This window comes from Kitasatospora sp. A2-31 (genome assembly GCF_022288725.1).
In the GTDB taxonomy this organism is placed as follows: domain Bacteria; phylum Actinomycetota; class Actinomycetes; order Streptomycetales; family Streptomycetaceae; genus Kitasatospora.
This window is the reverse complement of sequence record NZ_JAKNTA010000013.1, coordinates 36,298-61,387: the sequence shown is the minus strand read 5'-3', so window position 1 is coordinate 61,387 and position 25,090 is coordinate 36,298. Positions and strand designations below refer to the sequence as shown.

The 25,090-nt window shown below is 74.9% G+C and carries 24 protein-coding genes; 7 read left to right on the top strand and 17 right to left on the bottom strand.

What is annotated here, in order from left to right:
* Nucleotides 1-149: 149 nt before the first annotated feature.
* From MCM47_RS29955 to MCM47_RS29935, 5 genes are all read right to left on the bottom strand, one after another.
* The gene (locus tag MCM47_RS29955) at nucleotides 150-1,034 is read right to left on the bottom strand and encodes a MurR/RpiR family transcriptional regulator (RefSeq protein WP_238864814.1); all 885 of its coding nucleotides are present in this window, start codon (nucleotides 1,032-1,034) and stop codon (nucleotides 150-152) included.
* Between the two features lie 394 nt (nucleotides 1,035-1,428).
* A complete protein-coding gene (locus tag MCM47_RS29950) occupies nucleotides 1,429-2,640 on the bottom strand; it encodes a M20 family metallopeptidase (protein ID WP_238864812.1) in 1,212 nt (403 codons plus the stop codon).
* Nucleotides 2,637-3,401, bottom strand: coding sequence for an amino acid ABC transporter ATP-binding protein (locus MCM47_RS29945; protein WP_305068043.1), 765 nt, complete (start codon nucleotides 3,399-3,401; stop codon nucleotides 2,637-2,639). Before MCM47_RS29945 ends, MCM47_RS29950 begins: the two co-directional genes overlap by 4 nt.
* Before the next feature lie 4 nt (nucleotides 3,402-3,405).
* A complete protein-coding gene (locus MCM47_RS29940) occupies nucleotides 3,406-4,362 on the bottom strand; it encodes an amino acid ABC transporter permease (protein WP_238864811.1) in 957 nt (318 codons plus the stop codon).
* Between the two features lies 1 nt (nucleotide 4,363).
* Nucleotides 4,364-5,317 carry an ABC transporter substrate-binding protein gene (locus MCM47_RS29935; protein ID WP_238864810.1) on the bottom strand — a complete coding sequence of 318 codons (954 nt, stop codon included), beginning with the start codon at nucleotides 5,315-5,317 and terminating at the stop codon, nucleotides 4,364-4,366.
* A gap of 364 nt (nucleotides 5,318-5,681) precedes the next feature.
* On the opposite strand from MCM47_RS29935, the gene MCM47_RS29930 reads away from it, so the two are divergent.
* Nucleotides 5,682-6,986, top strand: a complete 1,305-nt coding sequence (locus MCM47_RS29930) for a cyanophycinase (protein WP_238864809.1) — start codon at nucleotides 5,682-5,684, stop codon at nucleotides 6,984-6,986.
* A 145-nt stretch (nucleotides 6,987-7,131) separates the two neighbouring features.
* Here the strand turns inward: MCM47_RS29930 and MCM47_RS29925 are convergent, their stop codons facing one another.
* Nucleotides 7,132-7,857, bottom strand: a complete 726-nt coding sequence (locus tag MCM47_RS29925) for an SDR family oxidoreductase (RefSeq protein ID WP_238864808.1) — start codon at nucleotides 7,855-7,857, stop codon at nucleotides 7,132-7,134.
* A 191-nt stretch (nucleotides 7,858-8,048) separates the two neighbouring features.
* Nucleotides 8,049-8,342: a DUF3040 domain-containing protein gene (locus MCM47_RS29920; protein ID WP_238864807.1), complete on the bottom strand. Its 294-nt coding sequence runs from the start codon at nucleotides 8,340-8,342 to the stop codon at nucleotides 8,049-8,051.
* A gap of 241 nt (nucleotides 8,343-8,583) precedes the next feature.
* Between MCM47_RS29920 and MCM47_RS29915 the strand changes: the two genes are divergently transcribed.
* On the top strand, nucleotides 8,584-9,063 hold the full coding sequence (locus MCM47_RS29915; RefSeq protein ID WP_238864806.1) for a DUF427 domain-containing protein: 480 nt from the start codon (nucleotides 8,584-8,586) through the stop codon (nucleotides 9,061-9,063).
* 40 nt (nucleotides 9,064-9,103) lie between these two features.
* On the opposite strand, the gene MCM47_RS29910 is transcribed toward MCM47_RS29915, so the two are convergent.
* From MCM47_RS29910 to MCM47_RS29900, 3 genes are all read right to left on the bottom strand, one after another.
* Complete coding sequence (locus MCM47_RS29910; protein WP_238864805.1) at nucleotides 9,104-9,637, bottom strand: DUF4383 domain-containing protein; 534 nt, start codon at nucleotides 9,635-9,637, stop codon at nucleotides 9,104-9,106.
* Between the two features lie 289 nt (nucleotides 9,638-9,926).
* Nucleotides 9,927-10,217 carry a hypothetical protein gene (locus tag MCM47_RS29905; protein ID WP_238865071.1) on the bottom strand — a complete coding sequence of 97 codons (291 nt, stop codon included), beginning with the start codon at nucleotides 10,215-10,217 and terminating at the stop codon, nucleotides 9,927-9,929.
* 116 nt (nucleotides 10,218-10,333) lie between these two features.
* On the bottom strand, nucleotides 10,334-11,698 hold the full coding sequence (locus tag MCM47_RS29900; protein ID WP_238864804.1) for a glycosyltransferase: 1,365 nt from the start codon (nucleotides 11,696-11,698) through the stop codon (nucleotides 10,334-10,336).
* A 187-nt stretch (nucleotides 11,699-11,885) separates the two neighbouring features.
* Between MCM47_RS29900 and MCM47_RS29895 the strand changes: the two genes are divergently transcribed.
* Nucleotides 11,886-13,970 (top strand): glycosyltransferase family 4 protein, encoded by a 2,085-nt coding sequence (locus MCM47_RS29895; protein WP_238864803.1) that lies wholly within the window; start codon nucleotides 11,886-11,888, stop codon nucleotides 13,968-13,970.
* Between the two features lie 414 nt (nucleotides 13,971-14,384).
* On the opposite strand, the gene MCM47_RS29890 is transcribed toward MCM47_RS29895, so the two are convergent.
* The 4 genes from MCM47_RS29890 to MCM47_RS29875 all read right to left on the bottom strand — a co-directional run bounded on the left by MCM47_RS29890 (nucleotide 14,385) and on the right by MCM47_RS29875 (nucleotide 16,955).
* Nucleotides 14,385-14,756 (bottom strand): STAS domain-containing protein, encoded by a 372-nt coding sequence (locus tag MCM47_RS29890; protein WP_238864802.1) that lies wholly within the window; start codon nucleotides 14,754-14,756, stop codon nucleotides 14,385-14,387.
* Between the two features lie 92 nt (nucleotides 14,757-14,848).
* On the bottom strand, nucleotides 14,849-16,159 hold the full coding sequence (locus MCM47_RS29885) for a cyclopropane-fatty-acyl-phospholipid synthase family protein (protein ID WP_238864801.1): 1,311 nt from the start codon (nucleotides 16,157-16,159) through the stop codon (nucleotides 14,849-14,851).
* Nucleotides 16,160-16,302: 143 nt separating this feature from the next.
* Nucleotides 16,303-16,509, bottom strand: a complete 207-nt coding sequence (locus tag MCM47_RS29880) for a hypothetical protein (RefSeq protein WP_238865109.1) — start codon at nucleotides 16,507-16,509, stop codon at nucleotides 16,303-16,305.
* Between the two features lie 5 nt (nucleotides 16,510-16,514).
* Complete coding sequence (locus MCM47_RS29875; RefSeq protein ID WP_238864800.1) at nucleotides 16,515-16,955, bottom strand: SRPBCC family protein; 441 nt, start codon at nucleotides 16,953-16,955, stop codon at nucleotides 16,515-16,517.
* A gap of 244 nt (nucleotides 16,956-17,199) precedes the next feature.
* Between MCM47_RS29875 and MCM47_RS29870 the strand changes: the two genes are divergently transcribed.
* The 4 genes from MCM47_RS29870 to MCM47_RS29855 all read left to right on the top strand — a co-directional run bounded on the left by MCM47_RS29870 (nucleotide 17,200) and on the right by MCM47_RS29855 (nucleotide 21,622).
* Nucleotides 17,200-18,474, top strand: a complete 1,275-nt coding sequence (locus MCM47_RS29870) for a helix-turn-helix domain-containing protein (RefSeq protein ID WP_238864799.1) — start codon at nucleotides 17,200-17,202, stop codon at nucleotides 18,472-18,474.
* 280 nt (nucleotides 18,475-18,754) lie between these two features.
* Nucleotides 18,755-19,990: an NAD(P)/FAD-dependent oxidoreductase gene (locus tag MCM47_RS29865; protein ID WP_238864798.1), complete on the top strand. Its 1,236-nt coding sequence runs from the start codon at nucleotides 18,755-18,757 to the stop codon at nucleotides 19,988-19,990.
* Nucleotides 19,991-20,294: 304 nt separating this feature from the next.
* Nucleotides 20,295-20,879 (top strand): sigma-70 family RNA polymerase sigma factor, encoded by a 585-nt coding sequence (locus MCM47_RS29860; protein ID WP_238864797.1) that lies wholly within the window; start codon nucleotides 20,295-20,297, stop codon nucleotides 20,877-20,879.
* The gene (locus MCM47_RS29855) at nucleotides 20,876-21,622 is read left to right on the top strand and encodes an anti-sigma factor domain-containing protein (RefSeq protein WP_238864796.1); all 747 of its coding nucleotides are present in this window, start codon (nucleotides 20,876-20,878) and stop codon (nucleotides 21,620-21,622) included. The genes MCM47_RS29860 and MCM47_RS29855 overlap by 4 nt, the downstream gene beginning before the upstream one ends.
* Before the next feature lie 88 nt (nucleotides 21,623-21,710).
* Here MCM47_RS29855 and MCM47_RS29850 read toward each other — a convergent pair whose 3' ends face one another.
* The 3 genes from MCM47_RS29850 to MCM47_RS29840 are packed head-to-tail and all read right to left on the bottom strand — an operon-like array spanning nucleotide 21,711 to nucleotide 25,058.
* Complete coding sequence (locus MCM47_RS29850) at nucleotides 21,711-22,187, bottom strand: hypothetical protein (RefSeq protein WP_238864795.1); 477 nt, start codon at nucleotides 22,185-22,187, stop codon at nucleotides 21,711-21,713.
* Entirely contained in the window at nucleotides 22,184-23,725 is a 1,542-nt protein-coding gene (locus tag MCM47_RS29845; RefSeq protein WP_238864794.1) for an SDR family oxidoreductase, read from the bottom strand. Before MCM47_RS29845 ends, MCM47_RS29850 begins: the two co-directional genes overlap by 4 nt.
* Nucleotides 23,726-23,738: 13 nt before the next feature.
* Complete coding sequence (locus tag MCM47_RS29840) at nucleotides 23,739-25,058, bottom strand: deoxyribodipyrimidine photo-lyase (RefSeq protein ID WP_238864793.1); 1,320 nt, start codon at nucleotides 25,056-25,058, stop codon at nucleotides 23,739-23,741.
* Nucleotides 25,059-25,090: the final 32 nt, after the last annotated feature.

Here is a 25,090-nt window from a genome sequence, read left to right as displayed (position 1 = left end):
GTCCCCCGCCCACATGCCGCGTTGGTGCAGCGAAAGGGACACGGGCTGCGCGGCGCTCCCGGGCGGCCCGGCCGGGTCCGGCGCGGACGGCGCCGGCTCCGGGACCCCCCGTCGGCTGACCGTGCGAACGGCTCCCCCGGAGGCAGCGGTCAGGTGAGGCCGGCGCGGTTGGCGATCTCCTCGCTGTGCCGCATGTGCTCGTGCGCCCGGTCGCCGAGCTCCGATATCAGTCCGGCGACCACGCTCTCGACGACCGCGAGCGTGGGCACCAGGCTGTCGTACGGGGACGGGGCGCCGATCTGGCTGGAGAAGACGACTTCCGCGTGGGTGCTCACCGGGGAGAGCCAGGTGTCGGTGAACAGGATGACGCGGCCACCGGCCTCCCGGACCAGCTCGGCGGCGGTGACCTTGTCCTCCTCGTACCGGCGGTAGTCGAAGACGACGAGGACGTCGCGGCGGGCGAGCGAGGCGAGCAGCGCGGTGCGCTCGACGGCCCGGTCGGGGAGGAAGCGGACGTTGTCGCGGACCTGCATCAGGTGCAGACCCAGGTACTGGGCGAAGAGGTCGGTGAAGCGGCCGCCGGCGAGCGTGATGCGCCTTTTGGGGTCGGCGAGCAGCTGGACCGCGCGGTCGAGGTCGTGCGGGGTGACCTCGGCGAGTGTCCGGTCGACGGCCGCGGTGAAGACCTCGCGGCTGTGGGCCAGTAGCCCGGCCGCGCCGGCCCGCGGGTCGGCCGTGTCCGCTCCGGCGTTGCCGTAGTTGCCGCTGGTGTAGAGGGTCACGGGCGAGGCGTGGCGCTCGTCGAGCTCGGCGCGCAGCGCCGCCTGGAAGTCGGGGAAGCCCCGGTAGCCGAGCCGGTTGACGAACCGGATGACGGTGGGGGCGCTGACGTCGGCACGCTCGGCGAGGGTGGCGATGGTCTCGAATCCGGCGGCCGGCCACCCGGCGAGCAGGATCCTGCCGACCTTGCGCTCGGCGGGGCTGCAGTCGCCGAGCCGTTGGCGGATGTCCTCGGCGAGCGTGACGGTGGGCATGGGCGGGGCTTCCCTTCCCGGCTGCGGGTGGATCGTGGGTGGTGCGCTGCGGAACCTGTCTCCGCAGCCTAGCGAAGTGCCGGGCTGCGGAGATCACCGAGCGGGAGTGCCTCTGCGGCGCGGGGCGGCGCGGGGCCGTGGGATCAGTCCGCGGGGCCGTGGGATCAGTCCGCGGCGGGGTGGAGTGAGGGCGGTGCGCCCGCTGCGGGTGCGCAGGTGTCGGTTCATCCGGGGAACTCCAGGGGTCTTGGGATCGGAACCGTGCATCGCCGGGCGGGCGCCACGGGAAGCGCCCACCCGGCGACGGTGACCCGCTCGGGTTCGGGCGAGGAGCCCGGCGGGCCGGCCATGGGGGCCGGAGCGGATCGGGCCCGGGGGTGTCGGTCGCCGGGTGTCAGCGACGACCGAGGCGCTCGATCAGCGCGGCCAGGAGGGCGATCCGGGGCGGCACGCTGGAGGTGTCGAGCCACTCCTCGGGGGTGTGGTCGGCGCCGCCGACCGGGCCCAGGCCGTCGAGGGTGGGCACCCCGAGGCCGGAGAGGAAGTTGGCGTCGCCGACGCCGCCCGTGGAGGCGCCGTGGACCTGCAGGCCGAGGTCGGCGGCCGTCCGCAGGGCGACGGCGAGCAGGCCGGCCGCCTCCCGGGTGTGCTCCATCGGCGGGCACAGGTCCAGCTGGTCGACCCGGGCTGCGGTGCCCTCCACGGCCGTGCGCGCGGCGACCCGGCGGATCTCGGCGATGGCCGTGGCCAGTCCCGCGGTGGTCGCCGCGCGGACCTCGACCTGCAGCTCGGCCTCGGGGCACACGATGTTGGTCCGGGTGCCCGCCCGCACCACCCCGACGTTGAGCGTGACGCCGGGCCAGCGGCGGTTGAGCGCCTGCAGCGCCACCACCAGGTGGGCCGCGGCGAGGGCGGCGTTGGCGCCGCGCTCGGGCTCGATCCCGGCATGGGCGGCCCGGCCGGTGACGGTCACCAGCAGGTCCGCGACGCCCTTGCGCTCGATGACCAGGTCGCCGTTCTCGCGGGCGCACTCCAGGCCGAGCGCGTAGTCCGCCCCGGCCGCGGTGCGCTCGGTCAACGCCCGGCTGGCCGGCGAGCCGATCTCCTCGTCCGGGGTGGCGAGGACGACCAGCTCGGCGAAGGCCGTCCGGCCGTGGCGGACGAGGAGCTCGGCAGCGGTGACACCCGCCAGCAGGCCGCCCTTGTCGTCGCTGACGCCGGGCCCGTGCGCGAGGTCCCGGGAGGCCTCGAACGGGCGGGCGGCGGCCGTGCCGTCCTCGAACACGGTGTCCATGTGCCCGACGAGGACGATCCGCGCTCCCCCGTCCTCGACCGGCACGGAGCCGGCGAGCCGGGCGACGAGGACGTCCCCGAACCGCCGTCCGTCGATCTCGTCGGGGGCGATGCGCTCGGTGGTGAACCCGACCGACCGCAGGCGGCGCTCGAACCAGCCGGCGACCCGGTTCACGCCGTCGGCGTTGTGGGACCCGGAGTCGACGGCGACCAGCTCGGCGAGGTCGTCGAGGTAGCGGGGAAGGACCTCCGCCGCGGCGGCCGAAAGCTCGGCCAGGCCCGTGCGGCTCGCCGGTTCGGCGGGGGCGCTCACAGGACCTTGGACAGGAACGCCTTGGTGCGCTCCTGTTCCGGGTCCACCAGGACCTTGCGCGGGTCGCCGGCTTCCACGACGACCCCCTCGTCCATGAACACCGCCGTGTCGCCGACCTCGCGGGCGAAGCCGATCTCATGGGTGACCACGACCATCGTCATGCCGTCCGCGGCGAGGTCGCGCATGACGTCGAGGACGTCACCCACCAGCTCCGGGTCGAGCGCCGAGGTGGGCTCGTCGAACAGCATCAGCTTCGGCTTCATCGCCAGTGCCCGGGCGATGGCGACGCGCTGCTGCTGGCCGCCCGACAGCTGCGCCGGGTAGTGGTCGGCACGATCGCCGAGGCCGACCCGGTCGAGGAGCCGCTGCGCCTCGGCCCTCGCGTCCGAGGGGTTCGTCCGGGCGACCCGGACCGGCGCCTCCGTGACGTTCTGCAGCGCGGTCAGGTGCGGGAAGAGGTTGAAGCGCTGGAAGACCATGCCGATCTCCCGGCGGCGCTCGGCCACCTCCGACTCGCGCAGCTCGTGCAGCCGGTTGCCCGCCTGCCGGTAGCCGACCAGGTCGCCGTCGACCGAGAGCCGGCCGCCGTCCACCTTCTCCAGGTGGTTGATGCAGCGCAGGAAGGTGGACTTGCCGGAGCCGGAGGGGCCGAGCAGGCAGCACACCTGACCGCGTTCGACGGTGAGGTCGATGCCCCTGAGGACCTCGACCTTGCCGTAGTGCTTGCGCACGCCCCGGGCGTGCACCATGGGCTGGGCCATCTGATCAGCCCTTCCGGTTGCGGTTCGACGGGAGGAAGTCGGCGACGCCGACGAACATCCGGCGCAGCGGGGAGACGTGGGAGCCGCGGCCGGTGCCGCGGCCGTAGCGGCGCTCGAGCCAGGCCTGGGGGACGCTGAGGGCGGTGGTCAGGGCGAGGTACCACAGGGCGGCGACCACGAGCAGCGGGATGACCTGGTAGTTCTGCGCGTACACGTCCTGGATGTTGGACATCAGGTCGTGGGCGGGGATCACCGAGACGTAGGCGGTGGTCTTGAGCATGTTGATGGTCTCGTTGCCCATCGGCGGGATGATGACCTTCATCGCCTGCGGGAGGACGATGCGGCGCATCGTCATGGCGGGCTTCATGCCGAGGGAGTGGGCGGCCTCGGTCTGTCCGGGGTCGACGGACTGGATGCCGGCACGGACGATCTCGGAGGCGTAGGCGGCCTCGTTGAGGCCGAGCGCGAGGAGGGCGGCGATCGACGGGGTGAGGAGCTGGTTGGTGTCGAACTCGACGAAGGTGATCGTCGTGAACGGGATGCCGATCATCAGGTGCTTGTAGAGGGCGGCGGCGTAAGCCCAGAAGATGATCTGGACCAACAGCGGGGTGCCGCGGAAGAGCCACACGAAGAGGGTGGACAGGCCGTACAGGACCGGGTTGCCGGACAGACGCATGACGGCGACCAGCGTGCCGAGCGCCAGGCCGACGGCCATGGCGGCGACGGTCAGCCACAGGGTGGTGACCAGGCCGTCGAAGATGAGGTCGGCGACGAGGTAGTGGCCGACGACGTCCCAGTGGACGTTGGGATTCTTGGCGAGGGAGCCGATCAACCCGACCAGGGAGAGCAGGGCGAGGGCGGCGGCGCTCCAGCGTCCCCAGTGGCGCACGGGCACGGCGGTCAGGTCCTCGGCGCCGCTGGCGGTGAGGGTGCCCGGGGAGCGGTGTGCGGTGGCGGCCATGTCAGTCCACCGCGCCGTTCCTGGTGGCCGACTTGACCGCGATGGAGGCGACGCCGTACTTGTCGTAGATCTTGGCCAGGGAGCCGTCGTCGATGAGCGACTGCAGCGCCTTCTGGACGGCGTCGGTGAGCTGCGGCAGGCTCTTGCTGATCGCGATGCCGTTCGGGGAGGCGTTGTAGCCGCCCTGTGCGGCGGGATCGTCGACGACCTCGAAGGCGGCGCCGTTGTCGGCGGTCTTCGCGGTCCAGCCGGCCGCCGGCTTGGTGAGGACGTCGGCGGAGACCTTGCCGGAGCGCAACGCGAGCTGGGCGTCGGAGTCCTTGGGGAACGCCTGGATCTCGATCGGCGCCCGGCCCGCGCTCCTGCAGGCCTCCTGGTGCCTGTCGAGGAGCTTCTGCTGGTTGGTGGCGGTCTGGACGGCGGCCTTCTTCCCGCAGAGGTCGTCGAGGGTGACGATCCTGTCGGGGTTGCCCTTGGCGACCATGATGCCAGTGCCGGAGACGGAGTAGTCGACGAAGTCGACGACCTTCCCGCGTTCCTTGTTGTCGGTGATGGCGCTGATCGCGGCGTCGTACCTGCCGGCCTGGATGGCCGGGACGATGCCGTCGAACTTCTGGGCCTGGAACTCGAACCTGACGCCGAGCTTCGCGGCCAGGGCCTGGCCGAGATCGTAGTCGAGGCCGGTCATCTCGCTCTTGCCCTCGGCCACGTACATCTCGAACGGGGGGTACGGGATGTCGGTGGCGACCCGGACCTTGCCGGCCTTCTGGACGGCCTCGGGGAGCGCTCCGTGCAGGGCGGCGTCGGGGCTGATGGAGACGCCGGCGACGGTGACCGCGGCACCGGCACCCGCGGGGGTCTCGGACCCCTTGCTCCCGCAGGCGGTCAGGGCGAGGGCGCCGCACAGGGCGAGGGCGGCCGGCAGGGCCGATCTGCGAGCAGCAGAGGAGTTCACGGAGCAACCTTTCGAGAACCTGAGCGGCGCCGAGGGGGGCTGCGCCGCGTGCCAGGACGTTACAGGTAAACCATCTTGATGGCCATATGTAATGAAGACTACGAATCGGTAACGCCCCGCGAGGCCCTGGAAAACCCCTGACGGACACCCAGAGGGTCGGGGATGGTCAAGGTTTCACCTCGGCCGCTCGTTACATCTATCGCCGTCACGTGCCGATCTGTATGTTCCGTTGCTGCGCCCAGCAGTGCAGCCATCACTCGGGAAGCGCACCACTCGTCCTGCCCGGCCCCTCTCCGGGCGGACGCAGCCCTTCTTGCCGGGCCCGCCACCGGCGCCGGCCCCGCCTCCCCCCACAGGAGCACACATGACCATGTCCGCACGCCTGACCGTGTCCGCACGCCCCGCGCGCCGCCGCGCGGCCGGACCCGCGATCGCCGCCATGGCGCTGGCCGCGGCACTCGCGTCGCCCACCACCAGCGCCCAGGCCGCCGCTCCCGCCACCGGCAGCCTGATCCTGGCGGGCGGCGCGGTCGCGGCCACCAACTCCGCGGTGTACGGCACCTTCATCACCAGGGCGGGCGGCACCGCCACCGCACCCATCGGCGTCATCACCGCGGCCTCCGACACCCCGACCGACGACCCGAACGCCGACGACCCCGCCACGTGCAACAACTCGGTCTGCAACGGCAAGTACTACGTCGACCTGCTCAAGAACACCTACGGCGCGGCCGACGCCCAGTGGATCCCGATCGACCTCGACCACGTCTCCAACAACGCCAGCCAGGGCGTCGTCAACCAGATCAACTCCATGACCGGCTTCTTCTTCGGCGGCGGAGACCAGAGCCGCCTCGTCGCCACCCTCCTCAGGAGCGACAACGGCGACTCCCCCGCCCTCGCGGCGATCCGGGCCAGGTTCGCCGCGGGCGCCGCCATCATGGGCACCAGCGCCGGCACCACCATCGCCAACGGCCGAGACATGGTCACCGGCGGCGAGAGCTGGGACGGCCTGCGCTACGGCTCCTACACCTCCGTCAGCGCCGGCTACCCCGACGACCTCACCTACCGGCCGGAGGGCGGCTTCGACTTCTTCACCTCCGGCCTCCTCGACACCCACTTCGCCGCCCGCGGCCGCGAGGGCCGCATCACCCGCCTCGCCGCCGACACCGGCCACACCCGCGCCTTCGGCATCGACGAGGACACCGCCCTCGTCGTCACCAACCCCGGCTCCACCGGCGAGACCGACACCGTCGTCGGCACCAACGGCGTCTCCGTCCTCGACCTGCGCTCGGCCACCATCGGCACCCACAGCGGCTACTGGTCCGTCGACAACGTCAACTGGTCCTACCTGACCAGCGGAGACAGCTACAACCCGGCCACCTGGACCGTCACCTCCCCCAAGCCCGCCTACTCGCCCGGCACCGGCACCGTGGGCAGCCGCTGGAGCGACGTCTTCTCCTCCGCCGCACCCACCACCGGCCACCCGTACCAGATGGTCAGGATGGCCACCGAGCTGGTGAACGCCGGCCGCAGCACCCACCAGTACGGCATCAGCTACGAGAGCGGCCCGACCTTCGAGGCCGACCTCACCAAGGGCACCGGCTTCCGGGCGTGGAAGAGCGGCACCGCAGTCTCCTTCACCAACCTGACCACCCACCTGTACGTCTACTGACGACCGGCACTCGTGGCCGCACCGCGCACGGTGCGGCCACCCCCGCAGCCGCCCCTTCGCCCGGCGACCTCTCGGCTGGGCACCCGGAGCCCGACTGCCGGGGTGACGGGCCCGCCGGATCCCGCCCGGCGGCACCTTCCGCACCTCACGACGGGGTGGCAGCCCTCGCGAGCGCGGACGGCAGCGGGCTGCCGTCGGGGCCCGGGCGCAGCAGCTCGGCCCCGGAGAACAGGGCTTCGAGGATCGCGGCCGCCCACGGCTGCGGGTCCGCCCCTGCGGGCAGGCGCGGCGGGGTTCCGGCGACGGCACGCTCGGCGAAGCCCGTCGCAAGGTGGGGTGGTCGCGCCTCCAGGACGGTGAGGTGGTGCCTGCGCTGTTCCAGGCGCGCGGTCTCCAGCCATCCGGTCAGTGCGGTCTTGGATGCGCGGTAGGCGCCGGCGGTGGCGATCGGGCGTTCGACCACGATCCCGGTGACGCCGCCGACGGCACCACCGGGGCGGATGGCCCGGATCGCGCCGCGCAGCACCGCCAGCGGGGCCAGCGCGTTGACCGTCATCAGATGCTCCTCGATGCCGGCGGGCAGCTCCTCGCACCGTCCGAACGCCACCGCGCCGATGCTGACGGCCACCGCATCGAGGCCGCCCAGGTGCCGGGCCGCCCGCTCGGCGAGGGCGGAGCACAGGTCGAGGTCGTAGGCGTCGAACGCCAGCGTGTCCGGCGCGCCGATGCGCCGGGCGACGGCGTCGAGCCGCCCGGTGTCCCGGCCGGCGGGAACGACTCGCGCTCCACCGTCCGCGGCAAGGACGGCCAGTCGGCCCCCGAGCTCCCCCGTGGCTCCCACGACGAGGACTCTCGCTCCCCTGATGTCCATCTCCCTCTCCTCGGGTGTGTCGTTCCCGGGCTCCCGGTCGGGGCCCGGACAGGCGGGCGGGTGAGTGGCCTCCCTCCTGGCCTCCCTCCTGGCCTCCCTCCTGGCCTCCCTCCGGCGGAAGCGGCGGAACGGACCAGTGGGGCGCGACGGGTGCGGGATCCGCGAACGCCGTGCCCCTCGGAGCGGGTGGATCAGCGTCGTGCGAGGCGGTGGAGTCGCAGGAAGCCGAGTGCCGTCGCGGCGGCGCCGAGGAGCGCCGGCGCGCAAGCGGCGGCGGTGAAGGCCGCCGCGCAGATGAGGGAACACGCCGTCAGGGCGGCGGCGGCCGCGACCCACACGACGAGGGCCAGGGGCTGGCAGGAGAGCCGGTTCAGCAGGCTTCTGCGGCGCCGCAGAAGCCGGTCGAGCGCCGGATCAGTGGTCCTGAGCGAGACCTCGAGCGCTGCGAGGGCGCGCAGCTCGCCGGTGCTGAGGTGGACTGCCATGGCGTCCCTCCGTGGACGGTGACGGTTCGAGCGTGGCACTGCCCGCTCGCCTGCTTCCTCTCGCATCGCTCGTGCAGCGTGCCGGGGAGGTCGGCCTCCGACGGCGGCCCGGACGGTCGAGGCGTCCGGACCCCGTCCGGGCGCTGCTCGCCGGAACGCTGCGCATTCGCCGCGGGAGGCGTCCGCCGTCCGCGGCAGCGAAGCTGGCCGGTGAGTGCACCAGCCGCGGAGGGAGAGGGACATGCGATTCGAGGACTCCGGCACCGAATCCGTCTGGGAGTACCCCCGCCCTCCGGTGGCGGTGCCGTGCGCCCAGCGGATCCGTGTCGCCTTCGGCGGCGTGGTCGTGGCCGACTCCGTCCGGTCGGTACGGGTGCTGGAGACCAGTCACCCGCCGGTCTACTACCTGCCCGCCGAGGATGTGCGCACGGATCTGCTGGTTCCGGCCGCCGGCCGGACGCGATGCGAGTGGAAGGGCACGGCCTGCTACTGGGACCTGCAGCTCGACGGTCGGGTCAGTGCCCGAGCCGCCTGGAGCTATCCGGAACCCCTGCCGGGCTTCGAGCCGATCCGGGGAGCCCTCGCGTTCTACCCCGGACGGGTGGACGAGTGCCTGGTCGGCGACGAGCGGGTGTCGGCGCAGCCCGGCGACTTCTACGGCGGGTGGATCACCTCCCGCATCCGCGGTCCGTTCAAGGGATCACCCGGAACGGGAGGCTAGTGAGGCGTCTTCAGGGCCGGCCTCCCCCCTACCTCGCGGGTCAGTGTGCGGGGCCGGCGATGCCTGTTCGCCCGGGCGGGGAGGCGAGCTGTCCCGTCACGCCGGGGGGCACCGATTCGGGGTGGCGGTGGCGCCAGTAGGGGTTGTCGAGCGGCAACCTGGCGCTGACGCGACCGTACATGCCGAACGTGGCGATGATCAGGCCCATGACGAAGCTGAAGGCGACGTTGGGGATCCTGAAGGCCAGGACGTTGGCGCCGGAGTCGAGCAGGGCGAGGTTGACGAACCCGCTCAGCACGAACAGGCCGCCCACCACGATGTTGATCGTCGAGGCGGTGTTGCCGCCGATCACGGCTCCGGTGATCAGGACCACGGCGGTGGCGATCGAGATCAGGCTGAGCAGGCCGTTGCTCGACAGGCCCGCCACGCGCTCTCCGGTGGTGCTGAAGAACGCCAGGCCGTCGGACAGGCCGAGGCAGCCGAACACCAGCAGGGCAACGCCGCACAGGCCCGCACCCACCCGGTAGACCCTCGCGAGTCGGTGGTCGACGGGAAGCTCGTCGCGGAAGTCCATGACAGCTCTCCTTCGCGTATCCGGAGGCCGGTGCCTCCGGATTCCCACGTTCACAGGCCCCGGAACGGCCCGACACTTGCAGCGATCACGCACCGTTTGGCGTGTCGCGCCGGTGCGACGGGGCGGGGCGGGGCCGATGGCACCGCCGTACGGAAGGCAACGTGCGATGCATCCACGCCCGCATCGCCGGTGCCCGCTGAGAGACACCCCGGCCCGGTGCTCCGCGCACCGGGCCGGGGTCGGATCCAGGCCTGCCCGACCGGTGGGCGGGCGTGGCCGGTGCCGGCACTCAGCCGGCTTCGGCGGTACCCGCGCCGCGGCCGAACCAGGCGCTGCGGTGGTCCCCCGCCTCGCCGGCCGTCGCCCTGGTCTCGTACTGCGCGAGGGCCAGACCCAGGCCGAAGAAGGTCGGTGCCCATTCACCGACGAAGATCCCCCATCGGTCGGCCCGTTCGACGCCGGCCTGCTCCGCCTTCATCGACACGACCCAGCTCGCGAGGGAAAGGCCCACCGAGCCGAGCGCGGCCGCGTAGGCGTGTTCGCTGGTGACACCGGCTTCGTGAAGCTTGCGGACGATCATCATGGTGATCAACTCCCTGTCTTCGTCGAGATCCCCCCGGACCTCAGGGTGCACACCGCAGCTGCCGGACCGGCAGTCGCATCGATTGCGCACCCATAGGCCGCCCGGCGGCGGGGCTACGACGGTGCGGTGGCCCGGGGAGCGCCTCGCATGACGCGGAGCAGTTGGTCGGCCGCCCGGTGCGGGCCGGCGGCCAGGGCCTCGGCCCGCCGGGCGCCGGTGCCGTGCCCGCCGGTCGCCAGCAGGTCCCGCAGGGCAGCGCCGGCGGTCTCGGCGTCGAGGGTGTTCGGGTCGCGCGAGAGGCCGAGACCGGCGCGCTCGAGATCGTGGGCGATGGCGAACTGGTCGCTGGAGAAGGGCAGGACGAGCGCCGGAACGCCTGCCGTCAGGCACTCCGTGAAGGAGTTGTTGCCGCCGTGGTGGACCATCACGGCGGCGTGCGCCAGGAGCGCCTGCTGGGGCACGGACTCCGCGACGTACAGCCGTTCCGGCGACGCCGCCGGCCACCGATCGTGGGCGAACTCGCCGACCCGGTCACCGGCGGCGACGATCACCGACGCCCCGGTGCCGTCGAGCGCCGCCCGGGTGACCGTCCGCAGGACGTCGTGGCGGGCCGAGAGGAAGGTACCGAACGCGATCAGGACCAGTGGGCGTCCGCCGGAGGTCAGGCGGGCGACGGTGGCCTGCCAGCCCTCGTCGAGCCCGGTCCTCGGCGACTCCGCCGTGCAGTGACCGGCGTAGACGGCCACCGGGCCGGACGGGGCGGCCGGGAGCCACGGCAGCGGCAGGTAGTTGAACACCACGGCGTGCGGCGAGCAGAGCGCGAAGGCCCGTTCGGGGAGCGGCCGCCCGGGCGAGTGCCGCCCGACCACGCGGCGGAACGCCTCGGTGAACGCCCGGTCGTTCACGGCCGCCGCGTCCCGCAGTCGCACGAGGTCCGCCGGCTCGGGACGGACCGAGTCCGGCCAGGCGTAGGGCAGTCCGAAGTACGCCTCCGGGCCGGCCGGGATGTAGCTGGGGTGGCCGGGGCAGAACGTGGCGTAGGGCAGGTCCAGGCAGTGCATCGCCAGCGTCACCGGGTAGCTGAGCTGGTCCACGAGGTACCAGTCGGGGCGCGCCTTCCGGTCGAGGTCGCGGATCTCCGCGAGGATCCGGTCGGGGTCGGCGAGCATGTCGGCCCGTCGGTGCCGCGCCTGGGCGAGCAGGGCCGCGACGGCGCCGTCGCGGGTCGCGTCCAGGAACTCCCGGAGCCGTTCGGCTTCGCCGCCGGCCTGCTCGGTCCGTTCCGCGATGCCGTTGTTGGCGTTGCGGGTGACGGTGAGCTCGGCGAAGCCCAGGCCGTGGTCGCGGGCCAGGTCGGCGAAGGCCGGTGCGCAGGCCAGCGTGACGTCGGCCCCGGCGTCGCGCAGTGCCGCGCCCAGAACGGCCAGCGGTGCGGCGTGCGAGCGGAAGGGCGGGCTGACGACCACGACTCGGGGCACGGGATCCTCCGGTTCCGGCGCGTTTGCGCGGACGCCGGCGACGACCGAACGGAGGTGCCGGTGCTTCCCGATGATGCCACGTGCCCCCCACCGGCCCGGCCGAGCGGCCTTTCGGAGCCCGTCCCATCCGCTCGGGGCCCCGGTTCCGAAGCTGAGTGTCAGCGCCACCGACGAAGGGCCCACCCCGATGCCGCGTGACACCCCCAGCCCGTCCGACCGGATCAGCGCCGCAGGCCCGGCCGTCCTCGACACGGTGGCCCGGTGGCGGCACCACTGGTGGAATCCCGGTGCGCCGGTCCCGGAGGGCGACGACCTCCTGTCGCTGCTCACCCGGGCCGAGTACGGCCGCGGCGCGGACCGCCTCGGAACCCACACGCTCGCTCCCGACGACCTGCGGGCGGCCGAGCTGCGCCGAGCGGCGCGGGCCGGCACGGCGCACGATCCCCTGGCTTTGGTGACCGCCGCCGGCGGCAACCCGATGCTGCGCAGCGCTCTCGCCGAGGCCTGGGCGGTCACCGTCGCCGCGGGCCACCGGGACCGCGCGAGCGCGGCGCTGCGCAGCAGGCTGCTGCTGCCCGTCGCCGCGGCGGAGGCGGCGTGCCTGCTCGACCTGGCGGAGGCTCATGGTCTCCGGCCGCTCACCGCCGCCGAATGCGCCGCCCGCGCGCGCAGCGAGGACCGGTGGGAGCGGCACGCGGCGCTGCGTCACCTCTCCGGCCTGCCGGGCGGCCACGACGTGCTGCCGACGCGCCCGGCCACCTCCGACCCGTACGAGTCGCTGCTGCTGTCGGCCGCCTGGAACCGCGCCGACCCGGGGGCCTCGCCGGGTGCCGACTTCCGGCGGGCCGTTCGAGGCCTGCCGGCCCGGCCGGCGGCCGGCCTGGTCACGGCCCAGTCGATGATGACGGGGCACCTGAGCGAGCCCGGTGTGGGCCTCAGCGGCGGGATGAGCGTCCTGGTCGCCGGCCTCGGAGACGCCATGGCGGCCACCCGCCGGGTCTCACGGGTCCTCACCGTCGTCCTCCTGGACGCCTCCCGGCTTCGCCGCGGCCGCCAGCTGGTCGAACAGATCGGTTCCGGTCACTGGGCGCTGGGGATCCCGGTGCCCGGCAGCGACCCGGTCGATCCCGCTACCGCCCTGTGTCTGCGTCCCGCCATCTCCTGGTGGGCAGCTCGCCTTCTGGGGCTGCCCGGCGCCGCACCGGACGTGGTGCACGCCCGCTTCGCCGACGACTACTCGCTGGCCGTCGCCGACGCCGCACGACGGTGCGGCTTCCGCTTCGTGTTCACCGCCACGCCCGATCCGCACCGCACCATGGCCGAACGGCACCAGGGCGTGCCGGGGGCCTCGCGGAGCGAACCGGCGGCGGCCCTGCGCCTGGACCTGCACCGGATATTCGTCGCCGACCGCCTCGTCGCCCGTTCCGATCTGCTGGTCACCATCCCCGGGCGTAGCGGCGCCGACGACCTGTCAGCCCACTTCCCCCAGCTGCGGCCCGCACCGGGCAGCCGGCGCATCGCCTCTCCTCCCGAAGGCATCCCGCCCTTCACCCCGCGACCCGGCGACGCGCGGGTCGCCGACGCCCTGCTCGGCCGGCTCTTCCAGGACGGGGGCCGCCCCGACAGCATCGACACCTCGGCGCGCGGGATGCGCCTCATCCTCAGCGTCGGCCGCCTGCATCCCGTCAAACAGCAGGACCGGCTGGTGGAGGCCTGGCTCGAGGCGGAGCTGCACCGGTCGACGACGATGCTGCTGATCGGCGGATCGCCGACCGCCGCCGCCACGCCCGTCGAGCAGGAAATGCGGGCCAGGATCGCCAAGCTCCTGTCCGGACACCCGCAGGCACGCCGCCGCATCGCCCTGTGGCCCGCCCTGCCCAACCGCCGGGTGCGGATCCTCGAACGAGCCCTCGCCGCCGCGGACCGGGCCGGCCGCACACTGTACGTCTGCCCCAGTGCCAAGGAGGAGTTCGGCCTCGCGATCCTCGAAGCGATGGACTCCGGCCTCCCGGCGGCCGGACCGCAGCGCGGAGGCGTCCCCCACTACATCCGCGACGGCGCCAACGGGTTCCTGCTCCCCACCGGCTCCACGGCCGCCCTCGCGGAGCGGCTGAGCGCACTCGCCGACCTCACCGACACCGAGCTCGCCCGGGTCGCGGCCGCGGGCCGCCGAAGCGTGGCGACCCGCTTCTCGGCGTCGGCCATGGCGGAGTCCCTGGCGGCCGAGTACCACCGCCTCATCGCCTCCGCCCCGTCTCCTGGGGCCGGGTAGCCGGTACGTGCTCCGCTGCCGCGGGCGCCTGCGGCAGGCGCGCGCACTCGACGCCGGCGGCGATCGTGTCGCGCACGGTCGCGGCCCGGTCGCCGCCCTGTCGCCCCACCGGCCCCACCCCGGGACGGCGGACGTCGGGCCCGGGCGGGGAAGCCGCCACGTCGGGGCCGTGCACGTCGGCTGCGGTGGCCCGGTGGGGCCGTTCGGGTGAGCTGTGGCGGCTGCACCAAACCGGGCGGACCGCTGCAACGAAGTCCGGCTGCGCGTGCGTCCGACCCGAGTGGACCGCACACGTGCGGGACGGGGCCTGGCCGGTTGGCACCTCTCAGGCTCCGTCCCCGCCCACTGCGCAGGTCGTCGGAGCACGATCGGGACCGCACCTCGGGGGACAGCCGCAGGATCGACGTGCCCCTCTCAGGAGGAGGCCGGGACCAGCAGGGTGAAGCGCGCGCGGTCCAGGAACTGCCGGTGCTGGGTCCGCAGGCCGGCCACCTCCAGTCGGGCCCTGGCCCGGGCGCATCGGCTCTGCAGGCGGGAGAGGAAGCTCAGCCCGCTGGAGTCCATGAAACCGACCGCGCTCAGGTCGAGATGGACCCAGCGCGTGCCCGGGCCGATCCGGCACAGCGGCCCCGCCAGGTGGGGCAGGGCGGCGACGTCGAGGTCTCCACAGGGCGTCAGGACCAGTCCGTCCCCGATGTGGTCCACCGTGCAGTGGAAGCTCGTGCAGGGGGCGGCGCCTTCGCCGTGGGCACGGGGAGCGCCGGCGGAGGGCAGAAGGGCGGTCATGGAAGGGAGCTCCTCGATCAGCGGTCCAGGGTGTGGTTCGTCCCCCTGCCTTCTTGGACACGGGGGCGATCGGATCCTCAGGCGTGCTCCTCTCACCCGTCCGGGTGGAGCGTCCGTCGGGCGGACTCCTCACGGGTCAGGAGGATCTGCCGGACGTCGAGGTAGCCGGTGCGGAACCCGGCCTCGGAGTAGGCGAGGTAGAGCTCCCACATCCGCCGGAAGACCTGGTCGAAGCCGAGCGCGGCGACGTCCCGCTCCTGGGCGGTGAACCGCTCGCGCCACAGCCGCAGGGTCTCGGCGTAGTGGGGTCCCCAGGCCCGGGCGCCGGTGACCCGCAGGGCGGTGTGGCGGTGGGCGCTCTGGGCAATGGCCTGGACGGAGGGGATGAGGCCGCCGGGGAAGATGTACTTGAGGATCCAGGTGTAGGTGCGGCTGCTGGCGAGCATGCGGTCGTGCGGCATGGTGATGGCCTGCAGGGCCACCCGGCCGCCGGGGGCCAGGACGCGGTCCAGCGTGGGGAAGTACTCGGGCCAGAACGGGCGGCCGACCGCCTCGATCATCTCGACACTCACGACGGCGTCGTACTCGCCGTCGGCGGCTCGGTAGTCGCAGAGCCGGACCTCGGCCCGGTGCTCCAGGCCGGCGTCGGCGATCCTGCGCCGGGCGAGGGCCAGCTGTTCCTCGGACAGGGTGAGGCTGACCGCCGTGGCGCCCCGGGAGGCGGCGCGGATGGCCAGTTCACCCCAGCCGGTGCCGATCTCCAGCAGCCGGGTGCCGGGACCCACCCGGGCGAGGTCCAGCAGGTGGTCGATCTTGCGGTGCTGTGCGGCGGGCAGGGCGGACCACGTCGCGACCGGGGCTCCTGCCGGGTCGGTGGGGAAGACCGCCGAGGAGTAGGTCATCGTGTCGTCGAGGAACAGCGAGAACAGCTCGTTCGACAGGTCGTAGTGCCGGTGGATGTTGCGCTGGGCGTTGGCGCTGGTGGACAGCTCGTCGTCGGGCGGGCGCTGGACGTACAGGCGGCGCAGCCACTGCGCGCCGGTCGGCACCAGGGTCTCGGGGGCGGTGGCCAGCGCGGTGAGCAGGGCGACCAGGTCCGGGCTGTCCCAGTCCCCCGCCTGGTACGCCTCGCCGAAGCCGATCAGCCCGCTCTCGCCGACCCGGTTCAGGAACGCGCGGGGGTGGTTCAGGCGCATGGTCGGCGCGCCGGGAGGGGCGGGGCGCAGGGTACGGCCGCCGGGAAGCTCGACGCGCAGGCCGCGGCGGGTGGCCACGCGGCGCAGCAGACGCCCGGCGACAGCGGCGCGCAGCGGGGCGTGGGGAACGCGGGCGACGTCGGGCCAGCGGTCGGGGTCGACGTCGAGCCGGGCGGCGGGGGCGGCGGGGGCGGCCTGGGTGGTCATGCGGCGTGCACCCTTTCTTCGGGCGGGGACGGTCGACGGGGCGGGCAGGTCCGGGGGCGGGCAGGTCCGGGGCGGACGGGCAGTCCTCGCGGCCACAGGCGGGTGCCCTGGCGGCGGACGGGCAAACCGGCGGCGGGGGCCCGTCAGCGCCCGCCGGCCCGAGCCGAACGCTGCTGGCGCGGGACCGTCACCCGGCCCATCGCGGCGTCCAGGCGGGCCAGCATCGGCGGATCGGCCACCGCCTCCAGTGCGCTCAACAGGATCTCCAGCGTGACCGGGTCGTTCTCGGCGACGGCCCGGGCTATCCGGTCCACCAGGTCATGTGGTCGGCCGGGGCCGCGTCCGGGCATGACGGTCACCTCCGTTCCCTGGCTTCCAGAACCGCCGGCAGTCGCTCCGCGACCTGGTCGGCCAGCCGGTCGAAGGCGGGCCGCAGGAACGGCGCGGCGAGCCGGGCGAGGCCGTGGAACCGCAGCCGGGCGCGGTAGACCAGCAGCGTCCCGCCGTCCACCGGGCGCAGCGTCATGTCGTCGGTCGCGGTGACCGTGCGGTTGCGGCCGACGAAGAGCAGCCGGTCCGGCCGGTAGCTCTCCAGGGTGTAGGTGAGCCTGGTTCGCCGGCCACGAAAGCGGGAGACGTTGAGCCAGGTCGCGCCCGGCGCGACCGGACCGCTGTCGATCCGGGTGCAGCTCTCGGTACCCGGGTCCCACTCCGCCGCGTTGGCGAAGTCCGCCAGGTAGGCGAGCACGTCGGCGGTGGGTCGGTCGACGGTGATGCTCCGCTCGACGGTGACCATCGTGGTGTTCCTCTCGGATGTGGCCCGGCCTCCTCTTGCCTCCCCCATTCGTAGTCCCGGGCCGATCGGATGGCGGTCGGCCCGGATCGGGTCCGGCAGGTCCGGGCGCCTGCCCTGCCGGTCGGCGGGTCGCGCCGGCCGGGCAAGGTCCGACAGAGAGGCCCTAGTAGCTAGCGTGGGTCACACCGGACCGGGACGACGCGAGGTGGCGATGGGTGCGGAACCGAGAGGTGCGGGGCTGTCGGTGGGGCAGCGCGTGGGACGCCTGCGCGAGACGTTCGGCCTGTCCCGGGCACAGGTCGCGGACGCGGTCGGGCGCAACCCGGAGTGGCTGAGGACCCTCGAGGCCGGCCGGCAGCGGATCGACCGGTACGCGATGGTCGGCGCGCTCGCCGAGGCACTGGGCGTGTTGCCCGGGGATCTGCTGGGCGTGCCGTGCGGACGCGAGGACGCCGGGGCGGGCGCCGTCCACCGCGCGTTGCCGGCGCTGCGCAGGGCGGTGCTGCGGCTCGAGTCGCCCGCCGCGGTGGAGGCGGCCCCCGAGAGGGTCGACCGGCTCCGCCGCCGCCTGACGGCGATGAACGGCCTGCGGCGCGACGCGCGCTGGACGGACCTGGCGCTGGGACTCCCCGCCCTGCTGGACGACCTGCGGAGCCCGCCCGGCGCCGATCGGGCCACGGACGGACTGCAGAGCCTGCCCGACGAGGGCCGGGACGGGAGCGACCGGGGCACCGAAGGCCTGCGTCCGGGCGGTCCGCGGCCGGGCGGTGCGCGAGCGGAGCAGGACGGCGCCGGCCCGGAGCCCGCGCGGCTGCTCACGGAGGCCCTGCACGAGGCGGCCCTGCTGGCGAAGCGGCTGGGGGCGTGCGACCTGGCGGCGCTGGCGGCGGCCGAAGCCCGGCGCAGCGCGCTGGCGGCCGGGGATCCGGCGCTGGTGGCGTCCACCCGCTGGCTGCAGGCGGAAGTGGCCCTGAGCTCGGGCGCGACGGACGAGGCCGCCGTGCTGCTGGAGGCGGGGCTGGCGGCGACGGACCGGCTGCTCGGGCGGGCGGACCGGCACGCGTGGGCGGTGTGGGGCACCCTGCACCTGGTCTCGGCCGTCCTGGAGGGTCAGCGCGGCCGGCAGGCGGAGTGCTCGGCGCACCTGGCGGAGGCCGCGGCAGCCGTCGCACACACCGACCCGTCGACGGCCGGGTCGACCGGCTTCGGCGAGGCCGAATGGGCGGTCCACGCCGTCCATGCCGCGCTCGAACTCGGCGAGGACCTCGGGGCGCTGGGCCGGATCGACGGGGTGGACCTGCGCCCGCTGCCCGCGGATCGCCGGGCCCGGCACGGCATCGACCGGGCGCGCGCCCTGGCCCGGGCGGGCGATGCGGCGGGCGCCGCCGCCGAGCTCCTGGCCGCGGACCGGGTGGGCTCCCAGGTGGTCCGCACCCATCCCCTGGTCGGCGAGCTGCTGCGCACCGCGCCGACGCGCGCGACGGCGGAGGCGGCGGCCGCCCTCGGCGTACGGCTGTGACCGCCGAACAGGCGGCACCCGCGCGGCGCAAGCGGCCGGACGCCCGGCCCCGTCGGCTCGGTACCGGGACCGGACGTGGCGGGAGCCATCGGGCCGGGGCCGGACCCGGGAGGCCGGATGGCGCCGGAGAACCTACCGCACGTACCGCACGCCACCCGTACCGGGATCCGGAGGGCTCCCACCCGGCGCCACCGGAGCGGGATCCGGAGGACCGGGTGGCTCCGAACAGGTCGAGCCCGGCGGGACCGGCCGGGCGGGACACGGTGGCCGAGGAGGCGTGATGGGCGCGGACGGTGCGGTGGACGTCGTCGTGGTCGGTGCGGGCGTGGCGGGTCTGGCGTGCGCGCTGGACCTCGCGGCGGCCGGGCGGCGGGTTCGGCTGCTGGAGGCGTCGGACGGGGTCGGCGGGCGGATGCGCACCGACCGCGTGGACGGGTTCCGGCTGGACCGCGGGTTCCAGGTGTTCAACACCGGCTACCCGCAGGTCCGGCGCCGGTTGGACCTGCGGGCGCTGCGCTTGCACCGCTTCACTCCGGGCTTCCTCCTGGCCGGCTCGCGCGGCCGGTACCGGTTCGCCGACCCGCTGCGACGTCCGGACCTGGCCGCCGACCTGCTGCCCGGCCGGATGCTGCCGCTCCGGGACGTGGTCGCGCTCGGCCTGCTGGGGGCGCGCGACCGGCTGGTGCCCGCGTCCGTGCTGCGCGGCGGCCGGGACGTGTCGACGGCGGTCGCCCTGCGCGGTGCGGGGGTGTCCCGGCCGGCGGTCGACCAGGTGGTGCGGCCCTTCCTGGCCGGGGTCTTCCTGGAGGACGGGCTGACCACCTCCAGCCGGGTCTTCCACCTCTACTGGCGGAGCATGATGCGCGGCACGCTCGCCCTGCCCGAGGCGGGGATCGGCGCCGTGCCGGCCGCGCTGGCCGACCGGCTGCCGCCGGGCGCGCTGGAGCTGGGGGCGCGGGTCGCGGGCCTCGGCGAGCAGGGCGTGCGGTTGGCGGACGGCCGGGAGGTCGCGGCGCGCAGCGTGGTCGTCGCCACCGACCCGGGCACGGCCGCGACGCTCCTGCCGGGCCTCCCGGTGCCGGTGCTCCGCTCGGTGACGACCTTCTACCACGCGGCCGAACGCAGTCCGCTGGCCGAGCCGATGCTGCTGGTCGACTCGGACCGGCGGATCCTCAACTCGGTGGTCCTGTCCGAGGTGGTGCCGGGCTGCGCGCCGCCCGGGCTCTCCCTGGTGTCGACCTCGGTCCTGGGCACGGACGCCGACGAGGGTGGGGTCCGGGCCCGGCTCGCCGAGCTGTACGGGTGCGACACCTCCGCCTGGCGGCCGCTCGCCGCGTACCCGATCCCCGGGGCGCTGCCGGGCATGGCGGCCCCGCACCCGCTCAGCCGCAGCACCCGCTGGGCGCCCGGCCGGTACGTCTGCGGCGACCACCGCGCGACCGGCTCCGTCCAGGGCGCCCTGGCCTCGGGCGCCCGCGCTGCCCGCGAGGTGCTGGCCGACCTCGCGGCCGCCTAGCGTCGCCCCGTTCCCGTTCCACCGCGGCTCGGGCCGGGCGGCGACGGCGGTCCAGCAGGCCGACGGCCCGCGGGCCTGCGCGGTGGCGAGGACTTCCGGCGGGCCGGTCGGCCGGTCCGGCGGCGGCGCGTGCGCTGCGCTGGTTGCGGACCAATCCGTCGCGCGCGCGGCTTCGAAGGGGGGGTGTCACACTGCTTCGTCCGTCGCGGCGGATCCACCGACCGCCACGCTTGGGAGGGTCCCCCATGCTGCTCGTCGCGCCATCGGTCCGGTTCGCCGGCCCCCGGGCCGAGGAGGTGCCGCGGTGAGCGCCGTGGTCCACCTGCCGGCTCCGGGGCGGCCCGGGCCCGACCTCAAGGAGCTCGTCGGCCGGGTCGCCCTCGGCGATCAGCAGGCCTTCGGCGGCGTGTACGACGCCGTGGCCGGGCCGGTGCTCGGGCTGGTGCGGCGGGTGCTGCGCGATCCGGCGCAGTCGGAGGAGGTCGCGCAGGAGGTCCTGCTGGAGGTGTGGCGCAAGGCCGCCCAGTACCGGCCGGACCGCGGCGAGGTGCTCGCCTGGGTCCTGACCATCGCGCACCGCCGCGCCGTGGACCGGGTCCGCGCGGTCCAGGCGGCCGCCGACCGGGAGCAGCGCATCGCGGCGGCCTCGCACGGCCCGGCCTACGACGAGGTCGCCGAGCAGGTCGAGGGCCGCCTGGAGCGCGAGCAGGTCAGGCGCTGTCTCAGGGGCCTCACCGAACTCCAGCGCGAGTCGGTGACCCTGGCCTACTTCCGGGGCTGCACCTACCCGCAAGTCGCCGACCTCCTCGGCGTTCCGCTGGGCACCGTCAAGACGAGGATCCGGGACGGCCTGATCCGGCTGCGCGACTGCCTGGGGGTGACCGCATGAGCACCGCCGACCTGCACACCCTGACCGGCGCGTACGCCGCGCACGCACTGGACACCGCCGAGCGGGAGGAGTTCGAACGCCACCTGGCCCGCTGCCCCGCCTGTGCGCAGGAGGTCGCCGAGTTCACGGCCACCCTCGCCCGGCTGGGTGCCGCGCAGGCCGTCCCGGTCCCCGGGGAGCTCAAGGCCCGGGTGATGGCGGCCCTGGACACCGTCCGGCAGGACCCGCCCAGCAGTCCGCCGTCCGCCCCCCGCACGCTGCGCGGGCGGCTTCGCCGGTCGTGGCCGCGGTACGCGCTGGCCGCCTGCCTGGCGCTCGCCGCCGCAGCCGGGGCAGTGGCCGTCCGTGAGCACGACCGGGCGGACCGGGCCGGGGACCGTGCCGCCGCGATCCAACGGCAGCAGGCGCGGATCACCGACCTGCTGACCGCCCCCGACGTGCGGAGCACGACCGCCAAGGTGGCCGGCGGCCCGGGGGTCGCCACCGTGCTCTGGTCGCACGACCAGGACACCGCCGGATTCCTGGCGTCCGGGATGCCCGCCCTGGCGCAGGGCACCACATACGAGCTGTGGTTCGACGACGGCGGCACCATGCGGCCCGCCGGGCTGATGTCCGACGCGAGTGGTGCCCTGCTGCTGAGCGGGCCGTTGAACGGGGCGAGCGGGGTGGGCGTGACCGTGGAGCCGTCCGGCGGCTCGGCCCGTCCGACCGGCGCACCGGTGGTCCTGCTGTCGTTCGGCTGAGTCCGGCCGTTCCCCGCCCGCGGGCGGGACGCCCGAAGGCCGCTCCTGGTCCAGGAGCGGCCTTCGTCGAGCTCGGTGCGGCTGGAGGTCAGCGTCCGCCGGCGCGGAGCTCCGTCCGCGGCGCGGGCGGCCCGTCGGACGGGCGTCGGCCCGCGCCCCGGGTCTTCCGCCGTGCCGCCGGGGCCGGGCCCCCGCCGCGACCGGCACCGGCGGCCAGTCCGGCGACCGAGAGCAGGCCCCAGCCGACCGACACGGCCAGCGCCATCGCCCGGTGCCGGCGCCCCGGCAGGGTGCCGGTGAGCAGCGCGGCGTCGCCGAAGTCGGCGGCGATCCGCAGCAGGGTCGCGGTTCGCAGGCTGCGGTCGTCGGGCGCGCACGCCATCGCCAGGCCGCAGGCCGCGTCGCGCAGGCCGAGCGGCCGCAGGCAGGTCTCGACGGACCGGGGGACCGTGCCGTCGGCGCCGGTGAGCCCGGACGGCCGGGCCAGGACGGCGGGCCGGGCGGCGACGGCGACGCCGTACACGGCGGTCGCGGCGCCCACGGCCCTGAGCAGGGAGCGGTTCATCCTCGGTGACTCCGTCCGTCGGCGGTGGCGGCCCGGCCGGGAGGGCGGCCGCCCGGTCCGCGGGTGGTGCGGGCCCGGCCGGTGATGTTGCGGGCCATGTCGCCGAAGACCACCGAGTGGAAGGGGGCGACCGACCACCAGTAGGCGTGTCCGGCCAGTCCGCGCGGGTGGAACAGGGCTCGCTGGCGGTAGCGGGTGCCGCCGTTGCCGTCCGGGGCCACCGTCAGCTCCAGCCAGGCGAGGCCGGGCAGGCGCATCTCGGCGCGCAGCCGCAGCAGCCGGCCGGGTTCGATCTCCTCGACCCGCCAGAAGTCGAGCGAGTCGCCGACCCGCAGCCGGGCGGGGTCGCGGCGACCGCGCCGCAGTCCGATGCCGCCGACCAGGCGGTCGAGCCGGCCGCGGATCGCCCAGGCGAGCGGGAAGGAGTACCAGCCGTTGTCACCGCCGATGCCTTCGACGACCCGCCACACGTCTTCCGGTGCGGTGGGCACCTCGCGTTCCTGCACGTCCTGGTAGAGGCTTCCACCGGCCCACTCGGGGTCGGTGGGCAGCGGGTCGCTGGGGGCGCCGGGGAGGCTGGCCGAGGACCAGTGGGTGGAGACCTCGGCGTCGCGGATCCGGCGCAGGGCGAGGGCGACGGCCCGGTGGAAGCCGATCGGGCCGTCCGGCGGGTCGGGCGACCACTTGGCGATGTCGTGCTCGGTGCAGACCACCTCGTGGCGCAGGGATTCGACCAACGGCCGGGCGATGGAGTTCGGCACCGGGGTGACCAGCCCGATCCAGTGGCCGGAGAGCCAGGGCGTGAGGACGGGCGTGGGCAGGATCAGGCGCGGCGGCAGCCCGGCCACCTTCGCGTAGCCCTGCATCATCTGCCGGTACGTCAGCACGTCGGGGCCGCCGACGTCGAAGCTGCGGCTGACCTCGGGCGGCAGGTCGGCGGCGGCGACCAGGTGGCGCAGCACGTCCCGGACCGCGATCGGCTGGATGCGGGTGTTCACCCAGCGCGGGGTGACCATCACGGGCAGCCGTTCGGTGAGGTAGCGGAGCATCTCGAAGGAAGCCGACCCGGAGCCGATGATCACCGCCGCCCGGAGTTCGGCGGTGGGCACGCCGCTGTCGCGCAGCTCCCGACCGACCTCGGCGCGCGAGCGCAGGTGCGGCGAGAGCCGGGCGGCCGGGACGCCGCGCGGGACGAGCCCGCCGAGGTAGACGATCCGGCGCACTCCGGCGGCCCGGGCGGCGGCGCCGAAGTCCCGGGCGGCCTGCCGGTCGGTGGCCTCGAAGTCCGGCCCGGTCCCGAGCGAGTGCACCAGGTAGTAGGCGACGTCGGCCCCCCGCAGCGCCTCGGTGAGCGTCCCGGGCCGAGTGACGTCCCCCTGCGCGGTCTCCACCCGGGCCCGCCAGGGCTGGTCGCGCAGCCGTCCCGGGTCACGGGCCAGGCAGCGCACCCGGTGGCCGGCGGCGAGGAGTTCGGGCACCAGGCGGCCGCCGATGTAGCCGGTGGCGCCGGTGACCAGGCAGGTGAGCGGTGCGGGCATGGCTTCCTCCCGGTCAGCCGAGGGCTCGGGCGGTACGGAGTCTGGCCGACAGTTCCTCCGGCGCCACCAGCGGCGCCGGGTAGCCGGGGACGAGCAGCCACGGACGGTGGATCGACGGGCCGGGGAGGTGGGCGAGTTCGGGCACCCAGCGGCGGACGTACGCGCCGTCCGGGTCGTACCGGTCGGCCTGCCGGAGCGGGTTGAGCACCCGGTTGGGCCGGGTGTCGGTGCCGGTGCCCGCCACCCACTGCCAGTTCAGCTGGTTGTTCGCCAGGTCGCCGTCGACCAGCAGCCGCAGGAAGTGCGCGGCGCCCTCCCGCCAGTCGTGGTGGAGCGTCTTGGTGAGGAAGCTCGCGGTGAGCAGCCGGGCCCGGTTGTGCATCCAGCCCTCGTGCTCGAGCTGGCGCATCCCCGCGTCCACGATCGGGTAGCCGGTGCGGCCCTCGCGCCAGGCGTCCGCCTCGCGCTCGTCCCGGTGCCAGGAGCCCTCGCGGGTGCGGTAGTCGTGGCGGGCGACCGCCGGGCGGGCGGCCAGCAGCTGGTGGTGGAAGTCCCGCCAGGCCAGCTGCCGGACGAAGGCCTCGGCGCCCGCGCCGCCGTGCCCGATCGCCCGCGCGGCCAGTTCGGCGGCCGACAGGCAGCCGAAGTGCAGGTACGGGGAGAGCCGGGAGGTGCCGTCGGCGGCGAGGTCGTCGTGCAGGTCGGCGTAGCAGTCGACGTCCCAGCGCCGCCACTGCTCGCGGGCGGCGGTCTCACCGCCGGGCGGCAGGGCGGGCGAGTGCGGACGGGCGGTGGGCAGCTCGGCGCTGCCGATGTCGTCCGGGGTCACGAGCCGCCGCGGCGCCCCGTGGACCGAGCGGTGCGGGGCCAGCGCCCAGGCCCGGTGGTAGGGGGTGAAGACCGCGTAGTGGTCGCGCCCGGCCGGGGTGACCTGTCCCGGCGGCAGCACGGTCAGCACCGCGTCGTGGACGTGCAGCCGGCCCCCCAGCAGCGTCCGCAGCCGGGCCTCGCGGCGCCGGGCGAACGCACTGACGCCCGCCGCCACGTGCACGCTGCCGGCCCCCACCTCGGTGGCGACCCTGGCCGCCTCTTCCGCGGGGTCGCCGCGGCGCAGAACCAGCCGGGAGCCGATCCGGCGCAGCGAGGCGTCCAGGTCGGCCAGGCAGTCGGCCAGGAACGCCTGCCGGTTGGGGGCGGCGAACCCGACCGCCGCCACGTCGGGGTCCAGGACGAACAGCGGCACGACCTGGTCGGCCGCCCGGTGGGCGGCGTGCAGGACCGGATTGTCGTGCAGTCTCAGGTCCTGGGTGAACAGCGCGACGGCGACGGTCACGGGGTGATCCCCTCGGGCTCGGTGCGGCGCGC

What these genes read in the sequence shown, in the direction of transcription:
- MCM47_RS29955 (WP_238864814.1), bottom strand. Translation starts at nt 1,034, where the DNA reads ATGCCCACCGTCACGCTCGCCGAGGACATCCGCCAACGGCTCGGCGAC.
- MCM47_RS29945 (WP_305068043.1), bottom strand. Translation starts at nt 3,401, where the DNA reads ATGGCCCAGCCCATGGTGCACGCCCGGGGCGTGCGCAAGCACTACGGC.
- MCM47_RS29940 (WP_238864811.1), bottom strand. Translation starts at nt 4,362, where the DNA reads ATGGCCGCCACCGCACACCGCTCCCCGGGCACCCTCACCGCCAGCGGC.
- MCM47_RS29930 (WP_238864809.1), top strand. Translation starts at nt 5,682, where the DNA reads ATGACCATGTCCGCACGCCTGACCGTGTCCGCACGCCCCGCGCGCCGC.
- MCM47_RS29925 (WP_238864808.1), bottom strand. Translation starts at nt 7,857, where the DNA reads ATGGACATCAGGGGAGCGAGAGTCCTCGTCGTGGGAGCCACGGGGGAG.
- MCM47_RS29920 (WP_238864807.1), bottom strand. Translation starts at nt 8,342, where the DNA reads ATGGCAGTCCACCTCAGCACCGGCGAGCTGCGCGCCCTCGCAGCGCTC.
- MCM47_RS29915 (WP_238864806.1), top strand. Translation starts at nt 8,584, where the DNA reads ATGCGATTCGAGGACTCCGGCACCGAATCCGTCTGGGAGTACCCCCGC.
- MCM47_RS29910 (WP_238864805.1), bottom strand. Translation starts at nt 9,637, where the DNA reads ATGGACTTCCGCGACGAGCTTCCCGTCGACCACCGACTCGCGAGGGTC.
- MCM47_RS29905 (WP_238865071.1), bottom strand. Translation starts at nt 10,217, where the DNA reads ATGATCGTCCGCAAGCTTCACGAAGCCGGTGTCACCAGCGAACACGCC.
- MCM47_RS29895 (WP_238864803.1), top strand. Translation starts at nt 11,886, where the DNA reads ATGCCGCGTGACACCCCCAGCCCGTCCGACCGGATCAGCGCCGCAGGC.
- MCM47_RS29890 (WP_238864802.1), bottom strand. Translation starts at nt 14,756, where the DNA reads ATGACCGCCCTTCTGCCCTCCGCCGGCGCTCCCCGTGCCCACGGCGAA.
- MCM47_RS29885 (WP_238864801.1), bottom strand. Translation starts at nt 16,159, where the DNA reads ATGACCACCCAGGCCGCCCCCGCCGCCCCCGCCGCCCGGCTCGACGTC.
- MCM47_RS29880 (WP_238865109.1), bottom strand. Translation starts at nt 16,509, where the DNA reads ATGCCCGGACGCGGCCCCGGCCGACCACATGACCTGGTGGACCGGATA.
- MCM47_RS29875 (WP_238864800.1), bottom strand. Translation starts at nt 16,955, where the DNA reads ATGGTCACCGTCGAGCGGAGCATCACCGTCGACCGACCCACCGCCGAC.
- MCM47_RS29865 (WP_238864798.1), top strand. Translation starts at nt 18,755, where the DNA reads ATGGGCGCGGACGGTGCGGTGGACGTCGTCGTGGTCGGTGCGGGCGTG.
- MCM47_RS29855 (WP_238864796.1), top strand. Translation starts at nt 20,876, where the DNA reads ATGAGCACCGCCGACCTGCACACCCTGACCGGCGCGTACGCCGCGCAC.
- MCM47_RS29850 (WP_238864795.1), bottom strand. Translation starts at nt 22,187, where the DNA reads ATGAACCGCTCCCTGCTCAGGGCCGTGGGCGCCGCGACCGCCGTGTAC.
- MCM47_RS29845 (WP_238864794.1), bottom strand. Translation starts at nt 23,725, where the DNA reads ATGCCCGCACCGCTCACCTGCCTGGTCACCGGCGCCACCGGCTACATC.